The sequence below is a fragment of the Pseudomonas sp. S2_F03 genome, from assembly GCF_054668335.1.
In genome coordinates this window covers 4919385-4942366 of record NZ_CP162759.1, presented here as the reverse complement: position 1 = coordinate 4942366, position 22982 = coordinate 4919385, and the positions used below count along the sequence as shown (strand labels likewise).

Annotated in this window: 18 protein-coding genes, 1 tRNA gene and 3 pseudogenes; 7 read left to right on the top strand and 15 right to left on the bottom strand. The window is 57.5% G+C overall.

The features are described from left to right. Positions 1-171 precede the first annotated feature (171 nt). Positions 172-5016, top strand: a complete 4845-nt coding sequence (locus AB4N76_RS23145; protein WP_460163568.1) for an RHS repeat-associated core domain-containing protein — start codon at positions 172-174, stop codon at positions 5014-5016. 3 nt (positions 5017-5019) lie between these two features. Next, complete coding sequence (locus AB4N76_RS23140; protein WP_460163567.1) at positions 5020-5418, top strand: hypothetical protein; 399 nt, start codon at positions 5020-5022, stop codon at positions 5416-5418. 490 nt (positions 5419-5908) lie between these two features. Here AB4N76_RS23140 and AB4N76_RS23135 read toward each other — a convergent pair whose 3' ends face one another. The 7 genes from AB4N76_RS23135 to AB4N76_RS23105 form a co-directional block, all read right to left on the bottom strand. After that, on the bottom strand, positions 5909-6121 hold the full coding sequence (locus AB4N76_RS23135; protein WP_460163566.1) for a hypothetical protein: 213 nt from the start codon (positions 6119-6121) through the stop codon (positions 5909-5911). Positions 6122-6226: 105 nt separating this feature from the next. Then, positions 6227-6412 (bottom strand): hypothetical protein, encoded by a 186-nt coding sequence (locus AB4N76_RS23130; RefSeq protein ID WP_046027075.1) that lies wholly within the window; start codon positions 6410-6412, stop codon positions 6227-6229. 123 nt (positions 6413-6535) lie between these two features. Next, entirely contained in the window at positions 6536-7003 is a 468-nt protein-coding gene (locus AB4N76_RS23125; RefSeq protein WP_046027076.1) for a glycine zipper domain-containing protein, read from the bottom strand. Positions 7004-7115: 112 nt separating this feature from the next. Then, entirely contained in the window at positions 7116-7487 is a 372-nt protein-coding gene (locus tag AB4N76_RS23120; RefSeq protein ID WP_046027077.1) for a bacteriocin, read from the bottom strand. Positions 7488-7819: 332 nt separating this feature from the next. Continuing rightward, complete coding sequence (locus AB4N76_RS23115) at positions 7820-8008, bottom strand: hypothetical protein (RefSeq protein ID WP_046027150.1); 189 nt, start codon at positions 8006-8008, stop codon at positions 7820-7822. Between the two features lie 144 nt (positions 8009-8152). Beyond that, positions 8153-8473, bottom strand: a complete 321-nt coding sequence (locus AB4N76_RS23110) for a YbjQ family protein (RefSeq protein ID WP_046027078.1) — start codon at positions 8471-8473, stop codon at positions 8153-8155. A gap of 117 nt (positions 8474-8590) precedes the next feature. Continuing rightward, on the bottom strand, positions 8591-9202 hold the full coding sequence (locus tag AB4N76_RS23105; protein WP_052961853.1) for an Nmad2 family putative nucleotide modification protein: 612 nt from the start codon (positions 9200-9202) through the stop codon (positions 8591-8593). Positions 9203-9488: 286 nt separating this feature from the next. Between AB4N76_RS23105 and AB4N76_RS23100 the strand changes: the two genes are divergently transcribed. Then, positions 9489-9710: a short-chain dehydrogenase gene (locus AB4N76_RS23100; protein ID WP_077430599.1), complete on the top strand. Its 222-nt coding sequence runs from the start codon at positions 9489-9491 to the stop codon at positions 9708-9710. 267 nt (positions 9711-9977) lie between these two features. Here AB4N76_RS23100 and AB4N76_RS23095 read toward each other — a convergent pair whose 3' ends face one another. Beyond that, positions 9978-10364 (bottom strand): Rap1a/Tai family immunity protein, encoded by a 387-nt coding sequence (locus AB4N76_RS23095; RefSeq protein ID WP_046027079.1) that lies wholly within the window; start codon positions 10362-10364, stop codon positions 9978-9980. A 251-nt stretch (positions 10365-10615) separates the two neighbouring features. Then, positions 10616-10705 (bottom strand) — tRNA-Ser (locus tag AB4N76_RS23090). 308 nt (positions 10706-11013) lie between these two features. Here AB4N76_RS23090 and AB4N76_RS23085 point away from each other — a divergent pair. From AB4N76_RS23085 to AB4N76_RS23075, 3 genes are all read left to right on the top strand, one after another. Next, entirely contained in the window at positions 11014-11703 is a 690-nt protein-coding gene (locus AB4N76_RS23085) for a crotonase/enoyl-CoA hydratase family protein (RefSeq protein ID WP_046027080.1), read from the top strand. Between the two features lie 215 nt (positions 11704-11918). Then, positions 11919-12641: a lysophospholipid acyltransferase family protein gene (locus tag AB4N76_RS23080; protein WP_046027081.1), complete on the top strand. Its 723-nt coding sequence runs from the start codon at positions 11919-11921 to the stop codon at positions 12639-12641. A 133-nt stretch (positions 12642-12774) separates the two neighbouring features. After that, positions 12775-13746: a magnesium and cobalt transport protein CorA gene (locus AB4N76_RS23075; protein WP_046027082.1), complete on the top strand. Its 972-nt coding sequence runs from the start codon at positions 12775-12777 to the stop codon at positions 13744-13746. Positions 13747-13829: 83 nt separating this feature from the next. Here the strand turns inward: AB4N76_RS23075 and AB4N76_RS23070 are convergent, their stop codons facing one another. The 3 genes and pseudogenes from AB4N76_RS23070 to AB4N76_RS23060 form a co-directional block, all read right to left on the bottom strand. Next, complete coding sequence (locus AB4N76_RS23070; protein ID WP_046027083.1) at positions 13830-14552, bottom strand: amidotransferase; 723 nt, start codon at positions 14550-14552, stop codon at positions 13830-13832. Between the two features lie 95 nt (positions 14553-14647). Continuing rightward, positions 14648-16791: pseudogene (locus AB4N76_RS23065) on the bottom strand (3-hydroxyacyl-CoA dehydrogenase NAD-binding domain-containing protein). 28 nt (positions 16792-16819) lie between these two features. Further along, entirely contained in the window at positions 16820-18025 is a 1206-nt protein-coding gene (locus tag AB4N76_RS23060; protein ID WP_077430602.1) for an acetyl-CoA C-acetyltransferase, read from the bottom strand. Between the two features lie 588 nt (positions 18026-18613). On the opposite strand from AB4N76_RS23060, the gene AB4N76_RS23055 reads away from it, so the two are divergent. Beyond that, positions 18614-19435 carry a c-type cytochrome gene (locus tag AB4N76_RS23055; protein ID WP_460164632.1) on the top strand — a complete coding sequence of 274 codons (822 nt, stop codon included), beginning with the start codon at positions 18614-18616 and terminating at the stop codon, positions 19433-19435. A gap of 121 nt (positions 19436-19556) precedes the next feature. Here AB4N76_RS23055 and AB4N76_RS23050 read toward each other — a convergent pair. The 3 genes and pseudogenes from AB4N76_RS23050 to AB4N76_RS23040 form a co-directional block, all read right to left on the bottom strand. Further along, a pseudogene (locus AB4N76_RS23050) lies at positions 19557-20367 on the bottom strand (transglutaminase family protein). Beyond that, positions 20364-21315: pseudogene (locus AB4N76_RS23045) on the bottom strand (alpha-E domain-containing protein). Before AB4N76_RS23045 ends, AB4N76_RS23050 begins: the two co-directional pseudogenes overlap by 4 nt. 12 nt (positions 21316-21327) lie before the next feature. After that, on the bottom strand, positions 21328-22737 hold the full coding sequence (locus AB4N76_RS23040) for a circularly permuted type 2 ATP-grasp protein (protein WP_077430604.1): 1410 nt from the start codon (positions 22735-22737) through the stop codon (positions 21328-21330). Positions 22738-22982: the final 245 nt, after the last annotated feature.

The window sequence follows — 22982 nt, the reverse complement described above, 5'->3', positions numbered from 1 at the left end:
GCATAGCGAGCGCGGCTGACGTTGGGCAACGGGCAATGCCTGGCCGTTACAAAAAGTGCTCGTCGTCATTTAGCGAATCCCCCTACATAAAACGCCTCCTTTCCCGACTTCTTTACCCGTTGATCCCAAGCAAAGTCTCGCGCTCATCTTGATCTGCGCGAGGGACTGCGAATGTTCGTACCTGACAAGGTACTGGCCTTGAATAACGCCATCGGCTTGCTGGTGGTCGCCGCCATGGACCCCAAACAGCCGAACGTCGAGGCGCTGCTCGCTGACTTTCGCCTTTGTCTCAATGATTACGACGCGTGGGCCGAGAGTTTCTGGACTGGCAAGGCACTGGAGATCGAACAGGTATTCAAGGTCGGCAACGATGTCCGGCTGATCGCACCGAAGCACTCCACTGCGCCCATCAGCTCAACCGTCGGCGCATGCCCGGTCAGCGGCCCGTTGACGCTGGTGCACATGTTCGAGGCCGCGCGATTCGTCCCCATTGGCAATACGCCCGTGACGCTGGAGCCGTTGAACGCTGACGGCACCTATGGCGAGCCGGTCAACCACGAGATCGGTCCCAGCGGCATCCTCGAAATTCCCAAGTGTGAGCGCGGCCAACGTTACCGCATTACCTTCTTTCCAAACGTTTCCACCGAACACGTCAAAGCGCTGTACGCCTCTTATCAAAGCGTCATCGGCGAGCTGGAAGGCTGGCTGCGCAACGAATGGGCGAATGAATTCGAGGCTTCCTGGGTCGAATTCGCCGAGGCGGGTTTCATCAAACGCTACGGCCTGCTGCAACAGGCTGACTGGCGAGGTTTCGAGAATGCGCTGAACGGTTTGTGGGACGACGTGAAGCAGATATACGAGCTGATCGCGGACCTGCAAGCCAACAGCCAAAAGCTCCTTGAGTACCTGACCGAGACCGAGCTTGAAACACTGCTGAAGGCCTCGGCGGAGTCGATCGCCAATCTGTTGCTGATGCTGAGTGACGAGCCGTTGATGTTCATTCATCTCGCGGCGTTTACCAGCTGGGTGCGGATGCTGCCGCCACATCACGCTGCAGAGGTTGTGGCGGAAATTCGCACAGGCATTTTGATCGGTTTTCTCCTGGCGCGATTTACCGGCACCAAAGGACTGAAACTCGGCATCAGTGCCAAGGTGCTGAACAAGCTCAAATCGGAACGGGCGCGCAAATGGCTGGCTGCCGCGAGTTTGCGGCTGGCCGCTCAATCCGACCTGACGCCCCATGCGGAGGTATTCAAACCCCTTGCGGTCAACGCCCGCACTGCTGCGCTGAATCCCGCACCTGCGCTGCCATTACAGATAAGTGCCGGCTCTGCGCCCATAACGCAGGTGGAAAATCCGCTCGCCATCGCTCGCAAAAAATCCGCAGCCACCACCCGCCTCAGCCGTCACGAACACCGTGACGACGCCTCCGAACAGGCGAAAAACCCCAACGGCGACAGCGCCGACTGCGGGCCGCTGACCTGTACGAACGGTTGCCCGGTGTCGATGGTCACCGGCGAAGAGTTGCTGACCCTGGAGGATGGTTCACTCAATGGTTTGCTGCCCTTTGCGTTCACCCGGTTGTACCGAACCAGCGCCGTGGAAATCGATTGCGGGCTGGGCTGGGGCTGGAGTCATTCGCTGGCGCATCGGCTGGAGCTGGACGCTGAACACGTCGTCTGGATCGACCATGAAAACCGCCGTACGACGTTTCCGCTGCCCAGCCAGGAACGCCCGGCCATCCATAACAGTCTGTCGCGGGCCGCGATTTATCTCGGGGATCAGCCAGAGGAATTAGTGCTCGCATTGGCTGGCGAGACGGTGCGGTTTTATCACTTTCGCACTGGGCGGCTGACCACGATCAGCAATGCCTACAACAACCGGGTGCACATCACCCGCGATCGTCAGGATCGCATTCAGCGCCTCGACAACGGTGCAGGCCGTTCGCTGCTGTTGCGCTACGAGCGCCGGCACATTGTTGCCGTCGAGTATCAATCGTTTCATCCCGCCGACACGGCCAATGACGTCTGGCGTACTGAGCAAACGCTGATTTCCTACCGCTACGACGCCCGCCAGCGACTGATCGAAGCGACCAATGCCGCCGGTGAAAGCGAGCGGTACGACTACGACGACCACCACGTGATTCTTCAGCGGCAACTCGCCGGCGGGGCAAGTTTCTTTTGGGAATGGGAACGGTCCGGCAAAGCGGCCCGATGCATTCGGCACTGGGCGACGTTTTCGCAGATGGATACGCGCTATGCCTGGGACGACAACGGTGGCGTGCAGGTTAAAAGCGTCGATGGTAGCGAAGAAGTCTACGTCCATGACGATACGGCGCGGTTGGTGCGTCGGGTTGAGCCAGACGGTGCCGAGCATCTCAAGACTTATGACCACAAGGGTCATCTGATTGCCGAACAGGGGCCGCTGGGAGCGATCACTCAATACCGCTACGACGAAATCGGGCGGCTGATAGCGCTGATTCCGCCTGAAGATGAACCAACGTCCTACGAATACCGCAACGGTTTCCTGCATGCGTGCTCTCGCGGTAAAGCCGTATGGAAATATCAACGCAATGCTCAAGGCGATGTCACCGAGGCCATCGATCCCGATGGCCAAACCACCCATTACCACTACGACGCCCAAGGACGGCTGCTCTCGATTCGTTTTCCGGACAGCAGTCGCCAGATTTTCGTTCGGGATGCGCTTGGGCAACTGATCGAAGAAACCCTGCCGGACGGCGGTCAGCGGCGGTTTTCCTACGATGTTCTGGGACGGAAAATAACCTTTCAGGACGAATTCGGCGCTGTCACTCACTACCAACGGGACGCCGTTGGCCGACTGATCCAGACAACTCTTCCTACTGGCGCCAGTCGAGCCTTCAGTTACAACGCCTACGGCAAGATCACTGCCGAACGGGATGAACTGGGTCGTGTCACGCGTTTTGAGTACGACGATGACTTGCACCTGGTCAGCCGCCGGATCAACCCCGACGGCACACACCTGCGTTACCGCTATGACAACGCACGGCTGCTGCTGACCGACATCGAGAACGAGTCCGGTGAACGTTATCGACTGGACTACACCGCCAGTGGATTGGTCCGACAGCAAACCGGTTTTGATGGTCGACGCACGGCGTATGCCTACGACCTGAATGGCCATTTACTGGAGAAAACCGAGTACGGCGATGACGGCTCGAAGCTGATTACGCGCTACCAGCGGGACTCGGCCGGTCGGTTGCTGATCAAAACCCTGCCTGACGGCACCAAGGTTGAATATTGCTACGACAGCCTCGGTCGGCTGGTCAGCGTCGACGACAGCCAAGACCACCCACTGGAGTTCGAATACGACACCCAGAACCGCCTGATCACTGAACACCAGAGTTGGGCCACGTTGCGTTATGGCTACGATGCCTGCGGCCGGCTCAATCACCTGCGCCTGCCGGACAACAGCAAACTCAGCTACCACCGCGCCAAAGGTGGCGCGCTGACCGCCATCGACCTTAACGGCACACGCCTCACAAGCCACACCTCCCGATTCGGTCGCGAGTTACAACGCCAGCAAGGCCTGTTGCGCAGTCAGTACGACCACGACGAACAAGGCCGCCTGAAAGCCCACGCTGTCAGCCAACACCAACAGTCGCTGTACCGGCGCGACTACACCTACACCGCCAACGGCAATCTCGACTACATCGCCGACACCCGTCATGGCCAACGCAACTACCAATACGACCCTCTCAACCGCCTGATCCGGGTCCGTCACTCGCGCGATCAACAACCCGAAAGCTTCGCCCACGACCCCGCCGGCAACCTGTTGATGCAGGACCGACCCGGCCCGGCAGCCGTCAAAGGCAATCGTCTGTCGATGCAAGGCGACCGTCACTTCGACTACGACGCCTTCGGCAACCTGATCCGCGAACGCCGCGGCACCGCGCAAAAACTCGTCACCGAATACCGCTACGACTGCCAGCACCGGCTCATCGGCGTCACGCTGCCCAATGGCACCTGCGCGACCTACCGCTACGACGCCTTCGGCCGCCGCATCCGCAAAACCGTCGACGGCAAAACCACCGAGTTTTTCTGGCAAGGCGACCACCTCATCGCCGAACACAGCCAGGAGCATCACCGCAGCTACCTCTACGAACCCGGCACCTTTCGCCCCCTCGCCATGCTCGACGGCAAAGGCCCGCGCCAGGCCTGCCCGTTCTACTACCAACTCGACCACCTCGGCACCCCGCAAGAACTCACCGATTACAGCGGCGACATCATCTGGGCCGCGCAATACACCGCCTACGGCCGCCTGACCCGACTGAACCGCGATACCCACCAGGTGCTGGACCAACCGTTGAGGTTTCAAGGGCAGTACTTCGACGCGGAGACAGGCCTGCATTACAACCGGCATCGTTACTACAACCCGGATATCGGGCGGTACCTGACACCGGATCCGAGTGGGTTGGCGGGCGGGATTAACGGGTATCAGTACACGCGGAACCCGACGGGCTGGGTTGATCCGTTGGGGTTGAATGAATGTCCTGGGGCGGATGGGTGCAAGAGGCCGGGGTTTGGGGAGGAGGATCCGGCGGGGAAGGTTAGGGTTGATGGAGGTGAAGCTCAACTCCCGTTGTATCCGGAGGAAAAATATTTGTATCGTGGGGACAGTCGGCACCCAGATGAGATTTTTGAACACGGATTTAGACCGAAGGGTGACAGCAACAATTTGCTACTCCACTCCCTTGACAGTAATAAACCTCCGAGCAATTTTGTAAGCACCTCTCCCGATAGAGAAATAGGAATAAATTTCGCGACGAATTTCAATATGAGAGGCGGCTTTTTGTACTCCATTCGGATGATCCCGGGGAGGGATCTGAAGTCGGAGTTGGGGGCCGCATACAAATTTGATAGCGAACGAGAGCTGGCAATCCAGGGTGGAGTCAAAAGGGAAGATATTCTCGGAGTTACACCTATGGGCGCTAACGGTCGCCCATCTAGCCACACCACATTAAATCCGAACAGGAAATAGCACATGAATAGCGTAGAGATTACGATAGCCAAAAACGGCAAGCGTCAAACGGCTGAACTCCTCTGCGACTCAGAGAACCTGACCATCACTATTATCATGAAAGACGGATATCAAAAATCATATACAGGTGACGACTTTTACAAATGCCTCGGTAATGTAAGAAGAGATCATCCCGATATAATTTTCATGTGTAAAGGCGCAAAAATAAACGTGCACCCTTCTACCATGTCTTCACAGATGACACTCGGAGTAAAAGCGTACGAACTCACGCTCGGAAAGCGAGCGTTATTAGGCGATATCGTGAACATCTTTGATTATGAAGAAAGTAATCTAACTAATAATCCCGATCTGCAGGAAGATTTTTTCATTCGATGGTATGAGTCTGATCCCATCAAGGAGTAGCTCCCTACCTCAGGAAAAGCCCAGTTCGATTACTGGGCTCCGACTCCCGTGGACGTTCAGCGTTAGCCACCAGAACCACTCGTCCCACCCCCAGCACCACCCGTCCCTCCACCTGCACTACCAGAACTCCCGCCTACCCCGCTTCCACTCATCCCAGAACTACCAGATCCTCCAGACCCACTCCCACCACCACTCCCCATCGAACTTCCACCACTTCCCGCCCCCGGGGAGATGCTACTCCCATTGGCATCACCTCCATTCCCACTATTAATAGAGCCTGGCGGCAACGCATTACCATTCGCAGAATTCGCATTCATTTCAGTGGACGGAGGCATCCCGCCTTTATCCACAGGAGCATCGTTCCCGTAAGACTGGGCAAACACGGTCAGCGAGCTGACTGACAACAGCCCTGCAATGGCCAAGGCCGCAAACTTTGAACCGATCCTGGTGCGTATCCTTAAAAAGGTGCCGCACAATCAACGAACGGTTTTTAACTCGGTTCACCCGAGTAATCATCACCTGCGATGTCTGGATCTTCTGGCTCAGCCTCAACATCACCGCGCTTCACATCATCAGCGGGCACTTGTTCCACCGCTGTATCGTCATCCGGCGGACGTTGATCGCGACTCAGCGAGTCGGTCGGCGAAGGCAGCGGATACTCTGGAGTGTCATCAATGTCGGGGTTTTTCGGATCAGCGTTCATAAGCACCTCTCCAAGGACCTGAAGAGCAGGTCCTGATATTTCGAGGTGGCAGGTTATGCATGGGTTCGATGAAAGAGACGTTCGGTCAACGAGACCGCACAAAGATCAATCTTCGTCGTCTTCATACTCGTCTTCGTACTCAAGATTTCCCACATCACCCGCGTCATCGGAATCATTGAGCGGCACCGTGGCGTCGTCAATCAATGAACCTGGATCTTCATTGCCAGGATCATTGATGAACGGAAGCCCACTCGGGCCTTTTTGTTCTTTGCCTTCGGTTTCCGGCGTCATGGCAGGCCTCGCAATTATTGGGGGGTATATAAAGTTCGAGAGTAGCTGCCGCCATTCGTTCCGGCTTGCCAGGCACAGATACGAAAAGCCCGGCGCTAGGCCGGGCTTCTACTCGTTGGCGAGTTAGTGATGCTTGTTTTTGTGCTTATGCTTGTGTCCGTTACCGGAATGGGAGCTGCCATGATTATTGTCGTCGCCCAGGTTGTTACCGACGGCACCACCCGCGGCACCACCCAGGCCAGCACCGATGGTCGAACCGGTAGAGCCGCCTAGGCTGTTGCCAACCACCGAGCCGCCTGCTGCGCCCAAGCCGCCGCCAATGGCCGCCTCATTGCGATTGCCTTTTTCCGCGCCGACCGCGCTCCCTGCCGCGCCGCCGACACCGGCGCCGATGGCCGCGCCCGTGCTGCCGCCCAATTGTCCGCCGACGACATTACCCAACGCCCCGCCCAGGCCGCCGCCCACCGCAGCGGTGCCGTCGTTGGCCGCCATTGCACCTTGAGCCGCCAACAGTCCCACCACAAACACGGACAGCGCCAAACGTCGAGCGTTGATGCTTGTACACTTTTTGCCATTGTTAACCGGGGTCATGGGAAGCCTCGTATTCTTCTGGGGTATATGAGCTTCGAGGCTTTGTTTAAAGAATCGTTCATAAACGAAAAAGCCCGGCATTTAGCCGGGCTCTTCAATAGGCCGATCAGGATCAGTGACGCTTGTGACCTTTGGCCATGTTGCTGCCTACGCCGCCGCCCAGTGCACCACCCAAACCTGCGCCGATGGTAGAACCGGTCTTGCCACCCAGGCTGTTGCCGATCACCGAACCACCCGCTGCACCCACACCGCCACCAATGGCGGCTGAAGTGCGGCTGCCTTTGCGTGCGGTAGCAGCACTGCCGGCTGCGCCCGCTACGCCAGCACCAATCGCTGCGCCGGTGCTGCCGCCCATGCTTTGGCCGACCACATTACCCAGCGCGCCACCCAGACCACCGCCGATTGCGGCGGTGCCATCGCTGGCAGCCATCGCACCTTGAGCAACCAGAAGCCCAAGAACCAGGGAAGGCAGTGTTAAACGCATGACGAAACCTCAAAAATAGGGGGAAAAAGAAAGCCGGGGATTAAATGCTGTCACGCAGTAAACGTCCACACAAAAACCACCGCACCGCTCAATCAGCGACGGTTGGACAGCTTTTATGGGAAAGGTTTTATGACAGGCAAAAAAAGCCCGCTGGGGAACGGGCCAGGTACTGCTTTCTAACGGATGGTTTGAGCCTACGGTGGTGGCTGTGAAAAGTATGTGAAAAAGTAAACGGCATCATTACCGAACGTCGGCACTTCAGGTTTCAACCGGTAATCGAGATTTCACACATGAAAAACCCCGCTCGATGGCGGGGTCTGTCCGGTTAACGATTACTTCCTGGAAGGCGCCGCCACTCTCGGCAGAAATTTGGCCTTCGGCCCTCTGGGCGTCGTCGATTTCACTTTGCTGGTCTGGATCGGGTCTTCCCCAAAGCCCGCCACATACTCTGTCTGGCCGCATTTAACGCAATTGTTGATCGGAAATTCAGCCCCGTCGTCTTCGATATACGGATCAGCCATACCTCTTCCCCTCTCAAATGGATCGACACCGGCAAAGCCCTTTGCCTGAAAAATATCGATCACCAAGGGTTTTGAGACTAGTCGGTCATTACCGGACTTGGAATTCAGATTTCCGCGTGCCCGACGAATGGCCCACGTTTCACCTCATCTCAGTTTCACCGCCGTCCCTGTCACAAACACCACCACCATCCCGCCCTTGCCTGCCGGCATGCTGATCTCAAAATCAAGCCCCACCACCGCGTCCGCCTGAAGTGCTCGCGCCCGCTCCTTGATTTCGTCGGTCGCCTGAATCCGCGCTTCCTTCAACGCTCGCTCCAACGTCTGGGAACGCCCACCAAAAAAATCCCGCATCCCGGCAAACATGTCGCGAACAACGTTTATGCCCTGCACCGACTCGGCGCTGACGATGTCCAGGTAAGCGGTGATCTGGCGGCCTTCGATGGCGTGAGTTGTGGTGGTGATCATGGCGTCGTTTCCTGGAACAAAAAATATAATTAGGGGGAGACACTCTGGCCATCAGAGATGGAAGGGACGTTACACGCAGGGGTCGTTCCTCGCGCCGTCCTTGTAATACCAAGCGTTTCAGCAACTGCTGACAGGGGAAGTACAAGAACCGCATATTTCGGAATGAAATGGATTAGGTTTGCCTGTCACCCCACGATCAAACTGAAGAAGCCATTGTTCAAGTCGCAAGATAACCTCGGCGGAGGAGGTACATTTGTGACCTGGCCCGGCTTTCACTATCGGCTGTAAATCGTCGGGCAGCAGTTTTGCCTCTGCACCGAAATACCAAAACTCCTTTGAAACCAGCACATTTAAACCTTTCAAATCCCTCGTTATGTGCGATTCGTCATGGTGAGGATTACTACGCTGATACCAACGGCCATCCTCGTCCAACACATAGATATTGTCCCCGTGAAAGCTCCACTCTGTTTTTATGGAGGACGGGATTTTCACCGCGTATTGAGGGTCTAGCCCGTACTGCTCAAGTGTACAAACGGTATGAATCTTTGCCGCATAAATAAGCTTTCCGCGCAAACCAGCCTTGGCGGAGCCAGTGCCCACAAGCCAACTCCCCTCCTTGGCATGCATTCTTATCGCAGGCTTGCACGTCGCCAAAGTGCAGATCCCGCCAAAAGGATTGGGAGCAAAACCGAAGTCATGGGTAATCACATAAGAATAAATGCGGGACATAGGTCATCTCATAAATAAAGAGGAGAGCTATCCAATCAGAAAAGGGGCCGCGAGGGATTGATCCCAGGTCACTGGCTTTTTAGCGGCAATACAAATGACTTGGCGCCCAAGCGGTACGAGGAGGGGACATGGCATCGATCCATTCGAGGGGTACGGGCAGTCTAACAGGTAGGTGGCGAGGCTGAAGACCGGTTCGCCAACCTGCGAACAGCCGCCACATTTCGTTTGGCGACGAATGTGTGATGGTTCTCCCTAATTCAATTGGAACCTCACTCCGAACTAATATTTGGCGCTTATCAGTAACACCGACGATCAAACTACCTTGTTCGTCGATACCACCAAACCTCTGCATATCCTGCTCGACGCCGCAGGCTATCGAATCAGAACTTTCACTCAACTGCTGGAAAACCTCACGATGCGCGGTGATATAGCCAGCGACTCGGTAATCCTCAGCGACTTCGCATTGCTTTGCGCTATCCCATCACGGGATGGGTGTGATGTGATGTGATGTGATGTGATGTGATGTGATGAACGTGATTGGGCGGCTGGATAAAATACCGGGGGGATAAACAATAGGCGACCATCAAGTCGCCCATTTTTGATATAAACAGACATTTGACGCGCCGAATCTAAAATATATCTGTCATCATTTTTGTCCGGTCACTTTTTGGTCCGAAGTTTAATTAGCCCACCCTTGAATGGGTTATATTTTTTATCAGCCCGGATACCCCCTAGCCCAGAGTCAATACGCCGTCAGTGGCGATAGTCCCCAAAATCACTTACAAGGGTAAGCTTCCTTGAGAGCAGACCATACCAAGCCTGTTCTATATAAATTTAACTGCGCCGGATGATTTTTCAAATACTTAACCACAACACGCACTAGCTGACTGTTCGTCACACTACCAGGCACACAAAATTTAATACCATCATTAAGTTCCTCACTGAGCAAAGAAAATGTGCCGTAAACTCCCTGCACAAAGCCCATGCACATACCAGCATCGATGCGATCATAGTCTGGTTCTGAGTCTGCTACCTTAATGTACTGCTGACACTGGCTCAGCAACTCATTACCATCATACTTAGGGTCTTCTGCATTTGCAGTGCTACTAACCCCGGCAAGCACCGCCCCTACAATGCCAACCACCATCAAGCCTGCTTTCATCGTGCATCCCTATCTTTATTTATGCTGGCGTCAACATCGCCCCACTTCGGAGAACCGAGTGTAGAGCATAGGCTGAAATCGGACCAACGGTAGCTATCGAGGGATTTGGCGAGCAAAACGAGAGTGTCGGAACAGCGAAGGGACTGGATCGGAGTGACGGAAGGCGGGATGGGATGAGTAGTACAATTGAGTAGTGCGACTGAAAAATAAAAACCCCCGTAACTCATCGAATTACAGGGGTTTTCTGAATGTGGCGGTGAAGGAGAGATTCGAACTCTCGATACAATTTCTTGTATACACACTTTCCAGGCGTGCTCCTTAAGCCACTCGGACACTTCACCGTATCTCGTCAAACATGTTCTGTCTGTCGAGGCGCGCTAATGTAGTCGAAACCTTTTCTGATGGCAAACTTTTTTTGCAGAATTTTCATGCGCTTAGCGTTTTAGTCGTTCCGGCGGGTTCCGGGCCATGGCAAACCTGCCAATCTCTGGCTTCGCCCTTCCTTCTATATAGAGAGGAATACGCGACGGGTGTGGCCGGCTACGCTTGCCCGACGGGGAAAGGGTGACTGGCGGGTCAGTCACGGCGCTTTACCTGGCCTGCCGTGGTGGGTAACGTCAGCCCCAACTTTCATACAAGGAATAGCGTCATGAGTGAGTTGATTTCCTACCATCTCGAAGACGGTATCGCGACCCTGACCTTGAGCAATGGCAAGGTCAATGCCATCTCTCCGGACGTGATTGCTGCGTTTAATGCTGCGCTGGATCAGGCCGTGACTGATCGTGCGGTGGTGATCATTACCGGTACGCCCGGGATTCTGTCGGGTGGTTATGACTTGAAGGTGATGACGTCCGGCCCTAAAGAAGCCGTGGCGTTGGTCACGGCCGGTTCGACACTGGCCCGTCGCCTGCTGTCGCACCCGTTCCCGGTGATCGTCGCGTGCCCTGGGCATGCTGTGGCCAAGGGCGCGTTCCTGCTGTTGTCGGCGGATTACCGCATCGGTGTCGATGGCCCGTTCAGCATTGGCCTGAACGAAGTGCAGATCGGCATGACCATGCACCACGCCGGTATCGAGATCGCACGTGATCGCCTACGCAAGTCGGCGTTCCACCGTTCCGTGATCAATGGCGAGATGTTTAACCCGCAGAGCGCTGTCGATGCCGGTTTCCTCGACGCGGTGGTGTCGGCCGAAGAGCTGCAAGGCGCAGCGTTGGCGGCGGCTCGTCAGCTGAAGAAGATCAACATGACCGCGCACAAGAACACCAAGTTGAAAGTGCGCAAGGCGTTGCTGGAGACGCTGGACAACGCGATCATCCTGGATCAGGAGCATTTGGGTTAAGCCCAAAACTCGCTGCACCGAAAAGCCCGACCGTCGTGTCGGGCTTTTTCTTACACATCGCGATGAAAGGTCTGTAACCGCTCTGGTATGCGACTGACCAACAAGTCGGAAACATGCGCACAAATATCGCCTATCTCCCCCTTCTATAGCGGCAATTGCCGAAAACAGTGCACATCCGTACACTGCGCCACCTTTTGTCCCGGTGGGGCCTGTAAATGCTGTTTGTGTTTCGTATGTTCTTGATGGGCCTGCACTTTATTCTGGCCGGAGTGCTTGGGGTGCTTCTGGGCCTGTGTCGCCCGTTCAACCCGGACAACAGCCGTTTGTGCGCACGCCTGTATGCGTGGCCGGCGATGTGCATTTTGCGTTTACGGGTGAAGGCTGACGTCGGGCCATTGATGGATAAACCCGAGAGCTGCGTGATTATTGCCAATCACCAGTCCAACTACGACCTGTTCGTATTCGGCAACGTGGTGCCCCGCCGCACCGTGTGCATCGGCAAGAAAAGCCTCAAGTGGGTGCCGCTGTTCGGGCAGTTGTTCTGGCTGGCCGGGAACGTGTTGATCGACCGCGGCAATGCGCACAAGGCGCGCCAGTCGATGCTGACCACCACGCACACCTTGCAGCATGAAGACACGTCTATCTGGGTGTTCCCGGAAGGCACGCGCAACCTTGGCGAAGAGCTGCTGCCATTCAAGAAAGGCGCGTTCCAGATGGCGATTGCTGCCGGTGTGCCGATCGTGCCGGTGTGCGTCAGCAGTTACGTCAAGCACATGCGATTGAACCGCTGGCGCAGTGGGAAGATTCTGATTCGTTCGTTGCCGGCAATTCCGACGGTGGGATTGAGCCTGGACGATATGCCCATGCTAATGGACCAGTGCCGCGAACAGATGCGCGAGTGCATCGCTTCGATGGATCGGCAACTGCAAGCCGCGTAAAAAGAAACCCGCCTGGTGCGGGTTTTCTTTTACCTGCGAACGATGCAGAGTTTGCTCACTCTCAAGCAGTAGACAAGGCTAAGCTGAAGATTGCCTGCCATTGCCACCTGCTAAAAAGAAGTGAACTTGAATCATGGGTAGAGTTGTTGCTGCTGCGGTTTACAGCGCCGGTAAGAAAGTCACCAATATCACCTTGGATGAAGGCGCAGCCTGGGCCGCAAAGCCCGGCCATTTTGTCTGGATCGGCCTCGAAGAGCCAGACGCCCAGGAACTGGCCAACCTGCAACGCCAGTTCAACCTGCATGAACTGGCCATCGAAGACGCCCTGGAAAAACACAGCCGACCGAAGCTCGAAACCTTCGGCGATGCACTGTTCATCGTCACCTACTCGCCGATTCGCAAGGAAGGCAAACTCGAATTCATCGAGACGCATATCTTTGCCGGCAACGGTTACATCATTACCGCACGCAATGGTCACTCCGCGTCCTACGCCTATGTCCGACAGCGTTGTGAGGCGCGTCCGTTATTGCTTGAGCACGGGGAAGATTTCGTCCTCTATGCCCTCCTCGATTTCGTGATTGAAAACTACCAGCCGATGGGCGAAGCGATTCATGCCGAGATTGATGAGCTGGAGCGCAACGTGTTGTGCAGCGCGCTGAATGAGCATGACATCCAGAAGCTTCATGGCCTGCGCCGGGACGTCTTGCGCCTGCGTCGTTATGCGGCGCCGATGGTGGAGATCGGTGAAGAGCTGCAGAAGCTGAGCTTTCCGTTTATCGACAAGAACATGCGCCCCTACTTCCGCGATGTGCAGATCCACGTCACACGACAGATGGAAGACCTGACGACTTTGGCCGACATTGCCAGCCAGACGATCGAAATTGGCGTGCTGCTGGAGGCTTCACGTCAGAGCGTGGTGCAGCGCAAGTTTGCAGCGTGGGCGGCGATTCTGGCGTTTCCGACTGCAGTGGCCGGGATTTACGGGATGAACTTCCAGAACATGCCGGAGCTGGCGTGGCAATACGGGTACTTCGGGGTACTGGGGTTTATTGCCGTGGGGTGTACGGGTTTATGGGCGAGTTTCAAGAAGTCGGGGTGGCTTTAGTCAATACCGAGCCGTCTGTGACAATCGCGAGCAGGCTCGCTCCCACAGGAAATCAGCATTGTGGGAGCTGGCATGTGTTGGCATTAAACCGTTTCTGGCTTGTGCGCCACAAACCGCATCATCCACTCCGCCACCGTAGCGCCATGATGCTCATGCTCAAGGCTGGCTACACCTTTGGAGTAGATTTGCTCGCCCAGTGCTTGCTGGCGGATTTCCAGCAGCGCTCGCGAGTAATCGTGAATGAATTCCGGATGCCCTTGGAAACACAACACCTGATCGTTGATGTGGTAAGCCGCGTACGGGCAGAAATCGCTCGAGGCGATGACTGTGGCGTTTGCCGGTAGCGTCGTCACTTGATCCTGGTGGCTGATCAGCAAGGTCAACTCTTCCCTGACCGGGCTCATCCACGGTGCTTTCGCCGCCAGTTTGTAACTGTGGGTGCCGACGCCCCAGCCTTGGCTGGCACGTTCGCTTTTGCCGCCCAGCAACAACGCCAGCAACTGGTGGCCGAAACACACGCCCAGCAGTTTGTCGCCGCGCTCGTAACGGGTCAGCAGGTACGTCTTGAGGGTTTCGATCCACGGGTCGGTGCCGAAAGAGTCGGCCTTGCTGCCGGTGACCAGATAAGCGTCGAAGATCAGATCATCGCTGGGGTATTCGCCCTGCATCACGTTGTAGACCGTGAACTCGGCCGCGATAGGCTGCTGCGAAAACAGGTGTTTGAACATCTGCCCGTAGCCCTGATATTGGTCGACCAATTCTGGACGCAGGATGTCGGTTTCCAGAATGCAGATGCGTAACGACATAAAAAATACCTGACACGTGATGGGAATAATGCACACCCCAGAGCCTGCCTCGAAACACCGTTCCAAGGCAAGCCCCGCGAGGCGTCATCGGTCCCTTAAAACGTCTCCCCTTTGGCGGCTTTATCCAGCAACAAGGCCGGCGGATTGAAGCGCTCGCCATACTGCGCGGCCAGGTATTGGGCTCGGGCGACGAAGTCTTTCACCCCGTACTGATTGATGAATTGCAGCGCGCCCCCGTCCACGCCGCGAAACCGATGCCGAAGATCGAGCCGATGTTGGCATCTGCCGTCGACATCAGCACGCCCTCCTCCACGCAGCGCACGGTTTCCAGGGCTTGCACGAACAACAGGCGATCACGCACATCCTTGGGCGATATCTGCCTGTCTGGCTGCTCGAAACGGCTTTTCAGCTCGGGCCACAAATGTTTCTGGCCAGCGGCCGGGTAATCGTAGAAACCGCCTCCTGCCGCTTTGCCGGGCCGTTTGTATTCGTTGAGCAGCAAGTCAATCACGGCAAAGGCCGGGTGCTCAATCAGCGGTTTCCCTTCGGCTTGCAGGTCTTTGGCCGTTTGCTGGCGGATATGGCTCATGAGGCTGAGGGAAACTTCGTCAGAGATCGCCAGTGGTCCGATGGGCATGCCGGCCTTGCGGGCTTCGGTTTCAATCATCGGTGCACTGACGCCTTCGCCGAGCATGGCGATGCCTTCGTTGGTGAAGGTGCCGAACACCCGCGAAGTAAAGAAACCGCGACTGTCGTTGACCACAATCGGAGTTTTCTTGATTTGCAGGACGAAATCGAACCCGCGAGCCAGGGTTTCGTCGCTGGTGTTCGCGCCTTTGATGATTTCTACCAGCGGCATTTTCTCTACGGGGCTGAAGAAATGCAGGCCAATGAACTTGGTCTGATCCGGTACAGCCGTGGCCAGGCCGCTGATCGGCAAGGTCGAAGTATTGGAGGCGATCACCGCCGCCGGGCCGACGACTTTTTGCGCGGCCGAGGACACTTTGGCCTTGAGCTCGCGGTCTTCGAATACCGCCTCGATGATCAGGTCGCAACCGGTCAGGTCGGCATCGCTTTCAGTGGTCACGATCCGCGCCAGAATCGCCTCGCGCTGCTCGGGGAGTAGCTGGCCCCGCGCGACTTTTTGTCCAGCAGCGCCGCCGAATGGGCCTTGCCCTTCTCGGCTGCCGCGAGGTTGATGTCCTTGAGCACCACTTCAATGCCCGCCGATGCGCTGACAAATGCAATGCCGGCGCCCATCATCCCGGCACCGAGCACGCCGACTTTTTGCGTCACATAAGGGGCAAAACCCTGTGGACGCGAACCACCGGCGTTGATTTCGTTGAGCTGGAACCAGAACGTGCCGATCAGGTTTTTAGAGGATTTGACCGGTGGTCAACTCGGTGAAATAGCGGGTTTCGATCAGGTGCGCGGTGTCGAAGTCCACCTGAGCACCTTCAACGGCTGCGCAGAGAATTTTCTCCGGCGCCGGCATGCAGCCTTGGGTTTTACTGCGCAGGATCGATGGCGCGATGGCGAGCATCTGCGCGACTTTCGGGCTGGACGGTGTGCCACCGGGGATCTGATAGCCCTTCACGTCCCAGCGTTGTACCGCCGTCGGATTGGCCAGAATCCAGGCCCGTGCCTTGCTGAGCAGCTCGCCAGAATCTTTCGCCAACGCGTCAATCAAACCCGCTTGCAACGCCTGTTGTGGCCGGACTTTTTTGCCCTCCAGCAAATAGGGCAATGCTTTCTCAATACCCAGCATCCGCACCATGCGCACCACCCCGCCTCCGCCCGGTAACAGACCCAGCGTGACCTCCGGCAAGCCAAGTTGTACGGACGGATTGTCCAGCGCCACGCGGTGGTGGCACGCCAGGCAGATTTCCCAGCCGCCGCCCAATGCTGCGCCATTGATCGCCGCCACCACCGGTTTGCCGAGGGTTTCCAGGGTGCGCAATTGACCTTTGAGGGTCAGCACCATGTCGTAGAACGCTTTGGCTTCGGGTTTGCCGACCTTGATCAGTTCATTGAGGTCGCCACCGGCGAAGAACGTCTTCTTCGCCGAGGTGATGATGACCCCGGCAATGCTGTCTTTTTCAGCGACCAGGCGAGCGACGGAGGCCTCCATGGCTTCGCGGTAGACCGCGTTCATGGTGTTGGCGCTCTGGCCCGGCATGTCGATGGTCAGGACGACAATCTGGTCCTGACCCTTTTCGTAACGAATGGCTTCAGTCATGAACATGTTTCCTTGGAAGTCGGGGGGCTCAGAGGCGTTCGATGATGGTGGCGATGCCCATGCCGCCGCCGACACATAGCGTCGCGAGGCCATAGCGCAGGCGCCGGGTTTCCAGCTCATCGAGCAGCGTGCCGAGAATCGCGCACCCCGTGGCGCCCAGCGGGTGGCCCATGGCGATAGAACCGCCGTTGACGTTGACCTTGTCCGGGTCGATGGCCATGTCCTTGATGAACTTGAGCACTACCGAGGCAAACGCCTCGTTGACCTCGAACAGGTCAATGTCTTCGACCCGCAGGCCGGCCTTGGCCAGTGCTTTGCGGGTAGCCGGCGCCGGGCCGGTGAGCATGATGGTCGGGTCGGTGCTGGTGACCGCCGTGGCGACGATCCGTGCCCGCGGCTGCAAGCCCAGCGCCCGGCCCTTGGCTTCGGAACCGATCAGCATCAGCGCCGCACCATCGACGATCCCGGAACTGTTGCCGGGCGTGTGTACGTGACTGATCCGTTCGACGTGGCTGTAGACGCGCAACGCCGTGGCGTCGAAGCCCATTTGCCCCATCATTTCGAAACTCGGCTTGAGCTTGCCCAGGCCTTCCAGCGTGGAATCGGCCCGAATGAACTCATCGTGATCGAGCAGGATGATGCCGTTCTGATCCTGCACCGGTACCAGTGACTTGTTGAACGAACCATTCGCCCGCGCCCGCGCGGCTTTCTGCTGCGAGTGCAACGCGTAGGCATCGACGTCCTGGCGGCTGAAACCTTCAAGGGTGGCGATCAGGTCAGCACCCACGCCCTGCGGGGTGAAATGGCTGTGCAGGTTGGTTTCCGGGTCCAGCGCCCAGGCCCCACCGTCGCTGCCCATCGGCACGCGAGACATCGACTCGACGCCACCGACCACCACCAGATCTTCGAAACCGGAGCGCACCTTCATCGCGCCAAGGTTCACCGCCTCCAGCCCCGAAGCGCAAAAGCGGTTGATCTGCACGCCCGAGACGCTGACGTCCCAATCCGCCACTTGGGTCGCGGTCTTGGCGATATCGGAGCCTTGATCGCCAACCGGCGTCACGCAGCCAAGCACGACGTCATCGACCTGGCTGGTGTCGAGCGAAGTACGCTGCTGCAACGCCGTCAGCAACCCGGCCACCAGATTGACCGGTTTGACGCTGTACAAGGCGCCATCGGCTTTGCCTTTACCACGGGGCGTGCGTAATGCGTCGAAAATCAAAGCGTGGGTCATGACGTCCTCGAACCTGGGCAGTGGGTAAATGCGAGTTCTTACCTCCCCCCTTATGCCGAGCCGCCGCGGATTCAATGACCGCAGCGCTCATCGACGTTGACGCACACGCTCAGACGGACGGTAGTGAACTACCGAATTAACCGATTCAGGAGACGGAGCTGTCTAGCGAAACGGGCGCCCAAGAAGCTGGCAATAGGCCTCATGCCTTTTTAAGAGCTTTAATGGCAGCCTCATACGAAATGGATCTAAACCGCGGCTGACGCGGGCTCTAAGGTGAAGTGTACGAAGTTGTCGTCGGGTTTTGCCGAGGCGCTCGTCTGACAGGAAGTGCAACGCTCTGCCGTCATGGAGATATGCAGGCAGGCATCAGGAAATAACAAAAAAGGCGGTCAAGCCATGTTCAAACATCTCGAAAGTACGTCAAGCCGGGCTCATTCTTTTCGCCACTACGCTGTTGTTGATTTTGCCGAACCTGACCAAGGTGATTGGCTGACTCAAGCGCCAAGAATTTATCGCCATCTTAAAATTGTGACCGGCTCGCTACCCGGGCCAGCGTGGGTGTGCCAACCTTTATGGCACTTGCACGACATGGACGGCGATCTATTGAAAACGCTCACACTGCTCGGGGCCTTGCTGCTCAGCACGCCTCTGTTTGCCGCACAGCTGAACCTTGAGCTGGGCGCGAACAGCCGCACCTGGCAAACCGGGGAACTGCTCAAGCACCCTAAAATCCAGACCCTTCACATTGCCGACGACGTTTCCTATAAACGCGAGATGAACTATCAAGCTGTGCCGCTGGCGGCGTTGTTGACCGGCATCAAGCCTGATGACCACCTGCAAGCCGTGGCGCTGGATGGATTTGCCGCCGAGCTGGCCGCCGCCCTGTTGCTCAACACTCAGGGCGCGCAGGCGTGGCTGGCGATTGAAGACCCGGCCAAACCATGGCCGGCATTGTCTGAAGGCAAACCGGGTGCCGGGCCGTTTTATCTGGTCTGGACGAATCCAAAAGCCGGCAATATCAGCCCGGAGCAATGGCCGTTCCAGGTCGCCAGCATCAAGCGCCTGGCGCCGGTGGCGGAACGCTTCCCTGCCCTGCTGCCTGATCCCGGGTTAAAAGCCGATGATCCGGTCAATCAAGGTTTTGCACTGTTTCAGAAGAATTGCCTGGCCTGCCATCGACTGAACGGTGCCGGGGATGCGCAGTTCGGGCCAGATCTGAATATTCCGTACAACCCGACCGAGTATTTTGGAGCGGATTTCCTGAAGCGGTATATCCGTGATCCGCAGAGCTTGCGCCAGTGGCCGCAGGCGAAGATGCCGGGGTTTTCCGCGCAGGTATTGCCGGATGGGGATCTGGAGAAGTTGGTGGGGTATTTGAAGCACATGGTCGGGCGCAAGGTTAAACCGTAACCGATCGTTCCCACGCTCCGCGTGGGAATGCCTCAATGGACGCTCTGCGTCCGCTTCGGTGGGACGCGGAGCGTCCGGGCTGCATTCCCACGCAGAGCGTGGGAATGATCAGCGTGCAGGTTTATTGCTGCTGGACAGAGATAACCGGCATCGGTGTCGGCGACACAAACACTTTCGCATGCATCTGTTCACACCCGCCGCCCCGGCGCATCCCGCGCACCGGGCAGGCATCCAGATAATCCAGGCCTACCGCCAGTTTCAAGTGACGTTCCGGCCGGGCCAATTCGTTGGTCACGTCGAAGCTGTACCAGGCGTCATCCAGCCAGGCTTCCGCCCAGGCGTGACTGGCCAGGTGTTCGCTGTTCTCGCTGTACAGATAACCCGAGACATAACGCGACGGAATGCCCAGGCTACGCGCGCAGGCGAGAAACGCATGGGTGTGGTCCTGACAGAACGCCGGAGCGCCCGGCGAAGGCCTGAGCCGCACTGGTGTCGACTTCGGTTGAGCCCGGCGTGTAGGTCATGTGCTGGTTCAAGCCATGCATCAAGTCGATCAGCGCCGTGCGATCCCGGCGTGTTTTGCACTCTTTTTGCGCGAATGCGCGCAAGGCTTCGTCGGGCTCGGTCAGGCGAGTAAAACGCAGGAACGGCAGCGCCGATTGGCTTTCATGCTCGGCTTCACTCAGTTCGTCGATGTCCACCTGGCCACGGGCGCCGATGATGATCGCCTCGTGCGGCTCGTCCATGGTCAGCACGTGCAGGATGTTGCCGAACGGATCGAGTTGCGCGCGCACCGGGCGCGGCAGGTCGAGTTGCCAACTGAGCACGTGCTGGCGCTCGCTGTCGTGGGGTGTCAGTCGCAGGTACTGGATGCTCGCCCGCACCTGATCTTCATAGTGATAGGTGGTTTCGTGGCTAATGGAAAGTCTCATGCAGCCTCCAGGTAAGAACTGTGAATGGCGTTGCCCAACTGGCGCACCAGCGGGATGAATTCGGTCAGCCAGGCGTGCAGGCCTTCGTCGAGAATTTCGTTGATACCGGTGTAGCGCAGGCGCGCGTCGATTTCAGCGGCCAGACGCTGTGCGGGACGGCCATTGGCTCCCGGCGGACTGGCAAGGATCTGGTCGATTTCTTCGGTGCAGGCGCGCAGCGAACGCGGTACATCCGCCCGCAGTAACAGCAACTCAGCCACATGCCGGGCACCGGGCGCGTCGCGGTAGATCTCGGTGTACGCCTCGAACGAAGACAGCGCCCGCAGCAAGGCACTCCACTGGTAATAGGCGTGCGCCGTGCCGTCACCGACGGCTTCGGCCTGATCGCCGGCCATTTCGTAGCGAGCGTCGAGCAGGCGCAGCGTGTTGTCCGCCCTTTCGATAAACGTCCCCAGGCGAATGAAGCGGAACGCATCGTTACGCATGATGGTGCCGTAGGAAGCACTCGCGAAACAGATGGGAACGTTCCTTGATCCACTCGCAAAAGCGACTCATGCCGTAGCGACTCAAGCCCTGCTCGGCAATCCCGCGAATTTCCAGCCAGGTGGCGTTGATGTTTTCCCACATGTCGGCGGTGATTCGCCCACGCACCGCATGGGCACCGGCCCGCGCCGCGCCGAGACAGCTGTAGATGCTGGCCGGGTTGGCGGCGTCGAGGGCGAAGAAGTGCAGCAGCCGTTCGGCATGCAACTCACCATGGCGCTCCAGGTAATCGTCCAGGGTGCCGGTGATCAGCAACGGCATGGCGAGTTCGTGCAGGCCGTTGCCGCGATCATCCTGCGGCATCAACGACAGCGAATAACTGATGTCGAGCATCCGTGCGAGGTTTTCCGCCCGCTCCAGGTAACGTGACATCCAATACAGATCCGAGGCAGTTCTACTTAACATGGCAGGCTTCCTTCAATCCTCGACCACCCAGGTGTCCTTGGTTCCGCCACCCTGGGAGGAATTCACCACCAGAGAGCCTTCACGCAGGGCGACACGGGTCAAACCGCCGGGCACGACCCGGGTTTCGCGGCCAGACAAAACAAACGGACGCAGGTCGATATGGCGTGGCGCAATGCCGTTTTCGACAAAGGTCGGACAGGTCGACAGGGACAACGTCGGTTGCGCGATGTAGGCGTGCGGCTTGGCTTTGATCCGCTCTCGGAACGACTCGATTTCCGCCGTCGTCGCCGCCGGCCCCACCAGCATTCCGTAACCGCCCGAGCCCTGGGTTTCCTTGACCACCAGATCCGGAAGATTGGCCAGTACGTGGGACAGCTCAGACGGGTTGCGGCACTGGAACGTCGGTACGTTCTTCAGGATCGGTTCTTCGTCGAGGTAGAAACGGATCATGTCGGTGACAAACGGATACACCGACTTGTCGTCCGCAACGCCCGTACCGATGGCGTTCGCCAGCACGACATTGCCGGAGCGGTACGACGACAGCAGCCCCGGAACGCCCAGCATCGAGTCTGGATTGAAGGCCAACGGGTCGAGGAATGCATCGTCGAGGCGACGGTAGATCACGTCGACGGCTTTCGGGCCGTCCGTGGTACGCATGAATACTTTGTCGTCACGCACAAACAGGTCCGCGCCTTCCACCAGTTCAACCCCCATCTCCCGAGCCAGAAAGGCATGCTCGAAAAAGGCGCTGTTGAAACGACCCGGCGTCAGCACCACCACGCTCGGATTGTCGATCGGGCTGGAGCTTTTCAGCGTGTCCAGAAGCAGATTCGGATAGTGATCGATGGGCGCGATGCGTTGTGCCGCGAAGAGTTCGGGGAACAGCCGCATCATCATCTTGCGGTCTTCGAGCATGTAGCTCACGCCGCTGGGTGTGCGCAGGTTGTCTTCGAGCACGTAATACGTGCCGTCACCGTCGCGCACCAGATCGACGCCAGAGATGTGCGAATAGATATCGCGATGCAGGTCCAGCCCCTGCATTGCCAACTGGTATTGCTCGTTGGCCAGTACTTGCTCGGCCGGAATGATGCCGGCCTTGATGATGCGCTGCTCGTGATAGAGGTCGGCAAGGAACATGTTCAATGCCTTGACCCGCTGAATGCAGCCGCGTTCGACGACCCGCCATTCGCTGGCAGGGATGCTGCGGGGGATGGTGTCGAAGGGAATCAGGCGCTCTGTCCCCTGCTCGTCCCCGTAGAGCGTGAAGGTAATCCCGGCGCGATGAAATAACAGATCGGCCTCGCGTCGCCGTTGTGCCAAAAGCTCGTCAGGCGTTTCGGCCAGCCAACGGGCAAACTCCCGATAATGCGGGCGGACCTGGCCGCCGGCATCGTACATTTCATCAAAATAGGTGCGGATCATGCCGTACTCCTTGTCACCCGGACATCCAGACCTTCGCAAGGCCCGTGCCAGCGGCATAAACGCTTTGATATCAATCAGTTGGATTTTCACACCGCCAATACCGCACCAATCCTGTGCAGCAAACGCCCCAACCTGATTGCCCCCGCTTCATTGCAAGGCGACGTTGTCGCCTATCACCAGCATAGTCAGAGTTGATTTCACTGCCCGGTTTCGGCCCGGGATAATCCGCGCATTCGCTGGAAAAA

Bases quoted from the DNA above. Each gene is read 5' to 3' on its own strand.
- AB4N76_RS23145 (WP_460163568.1), top strand. From the start codon at position 172: ATGTTCGTACCTGACAAGGTACTGGCCTTGAATAACGCCATCGGCTTG.
- AB4N76_RS23140 (WP_460163567.1), top strand. From the start codon at position 5,020: ATGAATAGCGTAGAGATTACGATAGCCAAAAACGGCAAGCGTCAAACG.
- AB4N76_RS23135 (WP_460163566.1), bottom strand. From the start codon at position 6,121: ATGAACGCTGATCCGAAAAACCCCGACATTGATGACACTCCAGAGTAT.
- AB4N76_RS23130 (WP_046027075.1), bottom strand. From the start codon at position 6,412: ATGACGCCGGAAACCGAAGGCAAAGAACAAAAAGGCCCGAGTGGGCTT.
- AB4N76_RS23125 (WP_046027076.1), bottom strand. From the start codon at position 7,003: ATGACCCCGGTTAACAATGGCAAAAAGTGTACAAGCATCAACGCTCGA.
- AB4N76_RS23120 (WP_046027077.1), bottom strand. From the start codon at position 7,487: ATGCGTTTAACACTGCCTTCCCTGGTTCTTGGGCTTCTGGTTGCTCAA.
- AB4N76_RS23115 (WP_046027150.1), bottom strand. From the start codon at position 8,008: ATGGCTGATCCGTATATCGAAGACGACGGGGCTGAATTTCCGATCAAC.
- AB4N76_RS23110 (WP_046027078.1), bottom strand. From the start codon at position 8,473: ATGATCACCACCACAACTCACGCCATCGAAGGCCGCCAGATCACCGCT.
- AB4N76_RS23105 (WP_052961853.1), bottom strand. From the start codon at position 9,202: ATGTCCCGCATTTATTCTTATGTGATTACCCATGACTTCGGTTTTGCT.
- AB4N76_RS23095 (WP_046027079.1), bottom strand. From the start codon at position 10,364: ATGAAAGCAGGCTTGATGGTGGTTGGCATTGTAGGGGCGGTGCTTGCC.
- AB4N76_RS23085 (WP_046027080.1), top strand. From the start codon at position 11,014: ATGAGTGAGTTGATTTCCTACCATCTCGAAGACGGTATCGCGACCCTG.
- AB4N76_RS23080 (WP_046027081.1), top strand. From the start codon at position 11,919: ATGCTGTTTGTGTTTCGTATGTTCTTGATGGGCCTGCACTTTATTCTG.
- AB4N76_RS23075 (WP_046027082.1), top strand. From the start codon at position 12,775: ATGGGTAGAGTTGTTGCTGCTGCGGTTTACAGCGCCGGTAAGAAAGTC.
- AB4N76_RS23070 (WP_046027083.1), bottom strand. From the start codon at position 14,552: ATGTCGTTACGCATCTGCATTCTGGAAACCGACATCCTGCGTCCAGAA.
- AB4N76_RS23060 (WP_077430602.1), bottom strand. From the start codon at position 18,025: ATGACCCACGCTTTGATTTTCGACGCATTACGCACGCCCCGTGGTAAA.
- AB4N76_RS23055 (WP_460164632.1), top strand. From the start codon at position 18,614: ATGGACGGCGATCTATTGAAAACGCTCACACTGCTCGGGGCCTTGCTG.
- AB4N76_RS23040 (WP_077430604.1), bottom strand. From the start codon at position 22,737: ATGATCCGCACCTATTTTGATGAAATGTACGATGCCGGCGGCCAGGTC.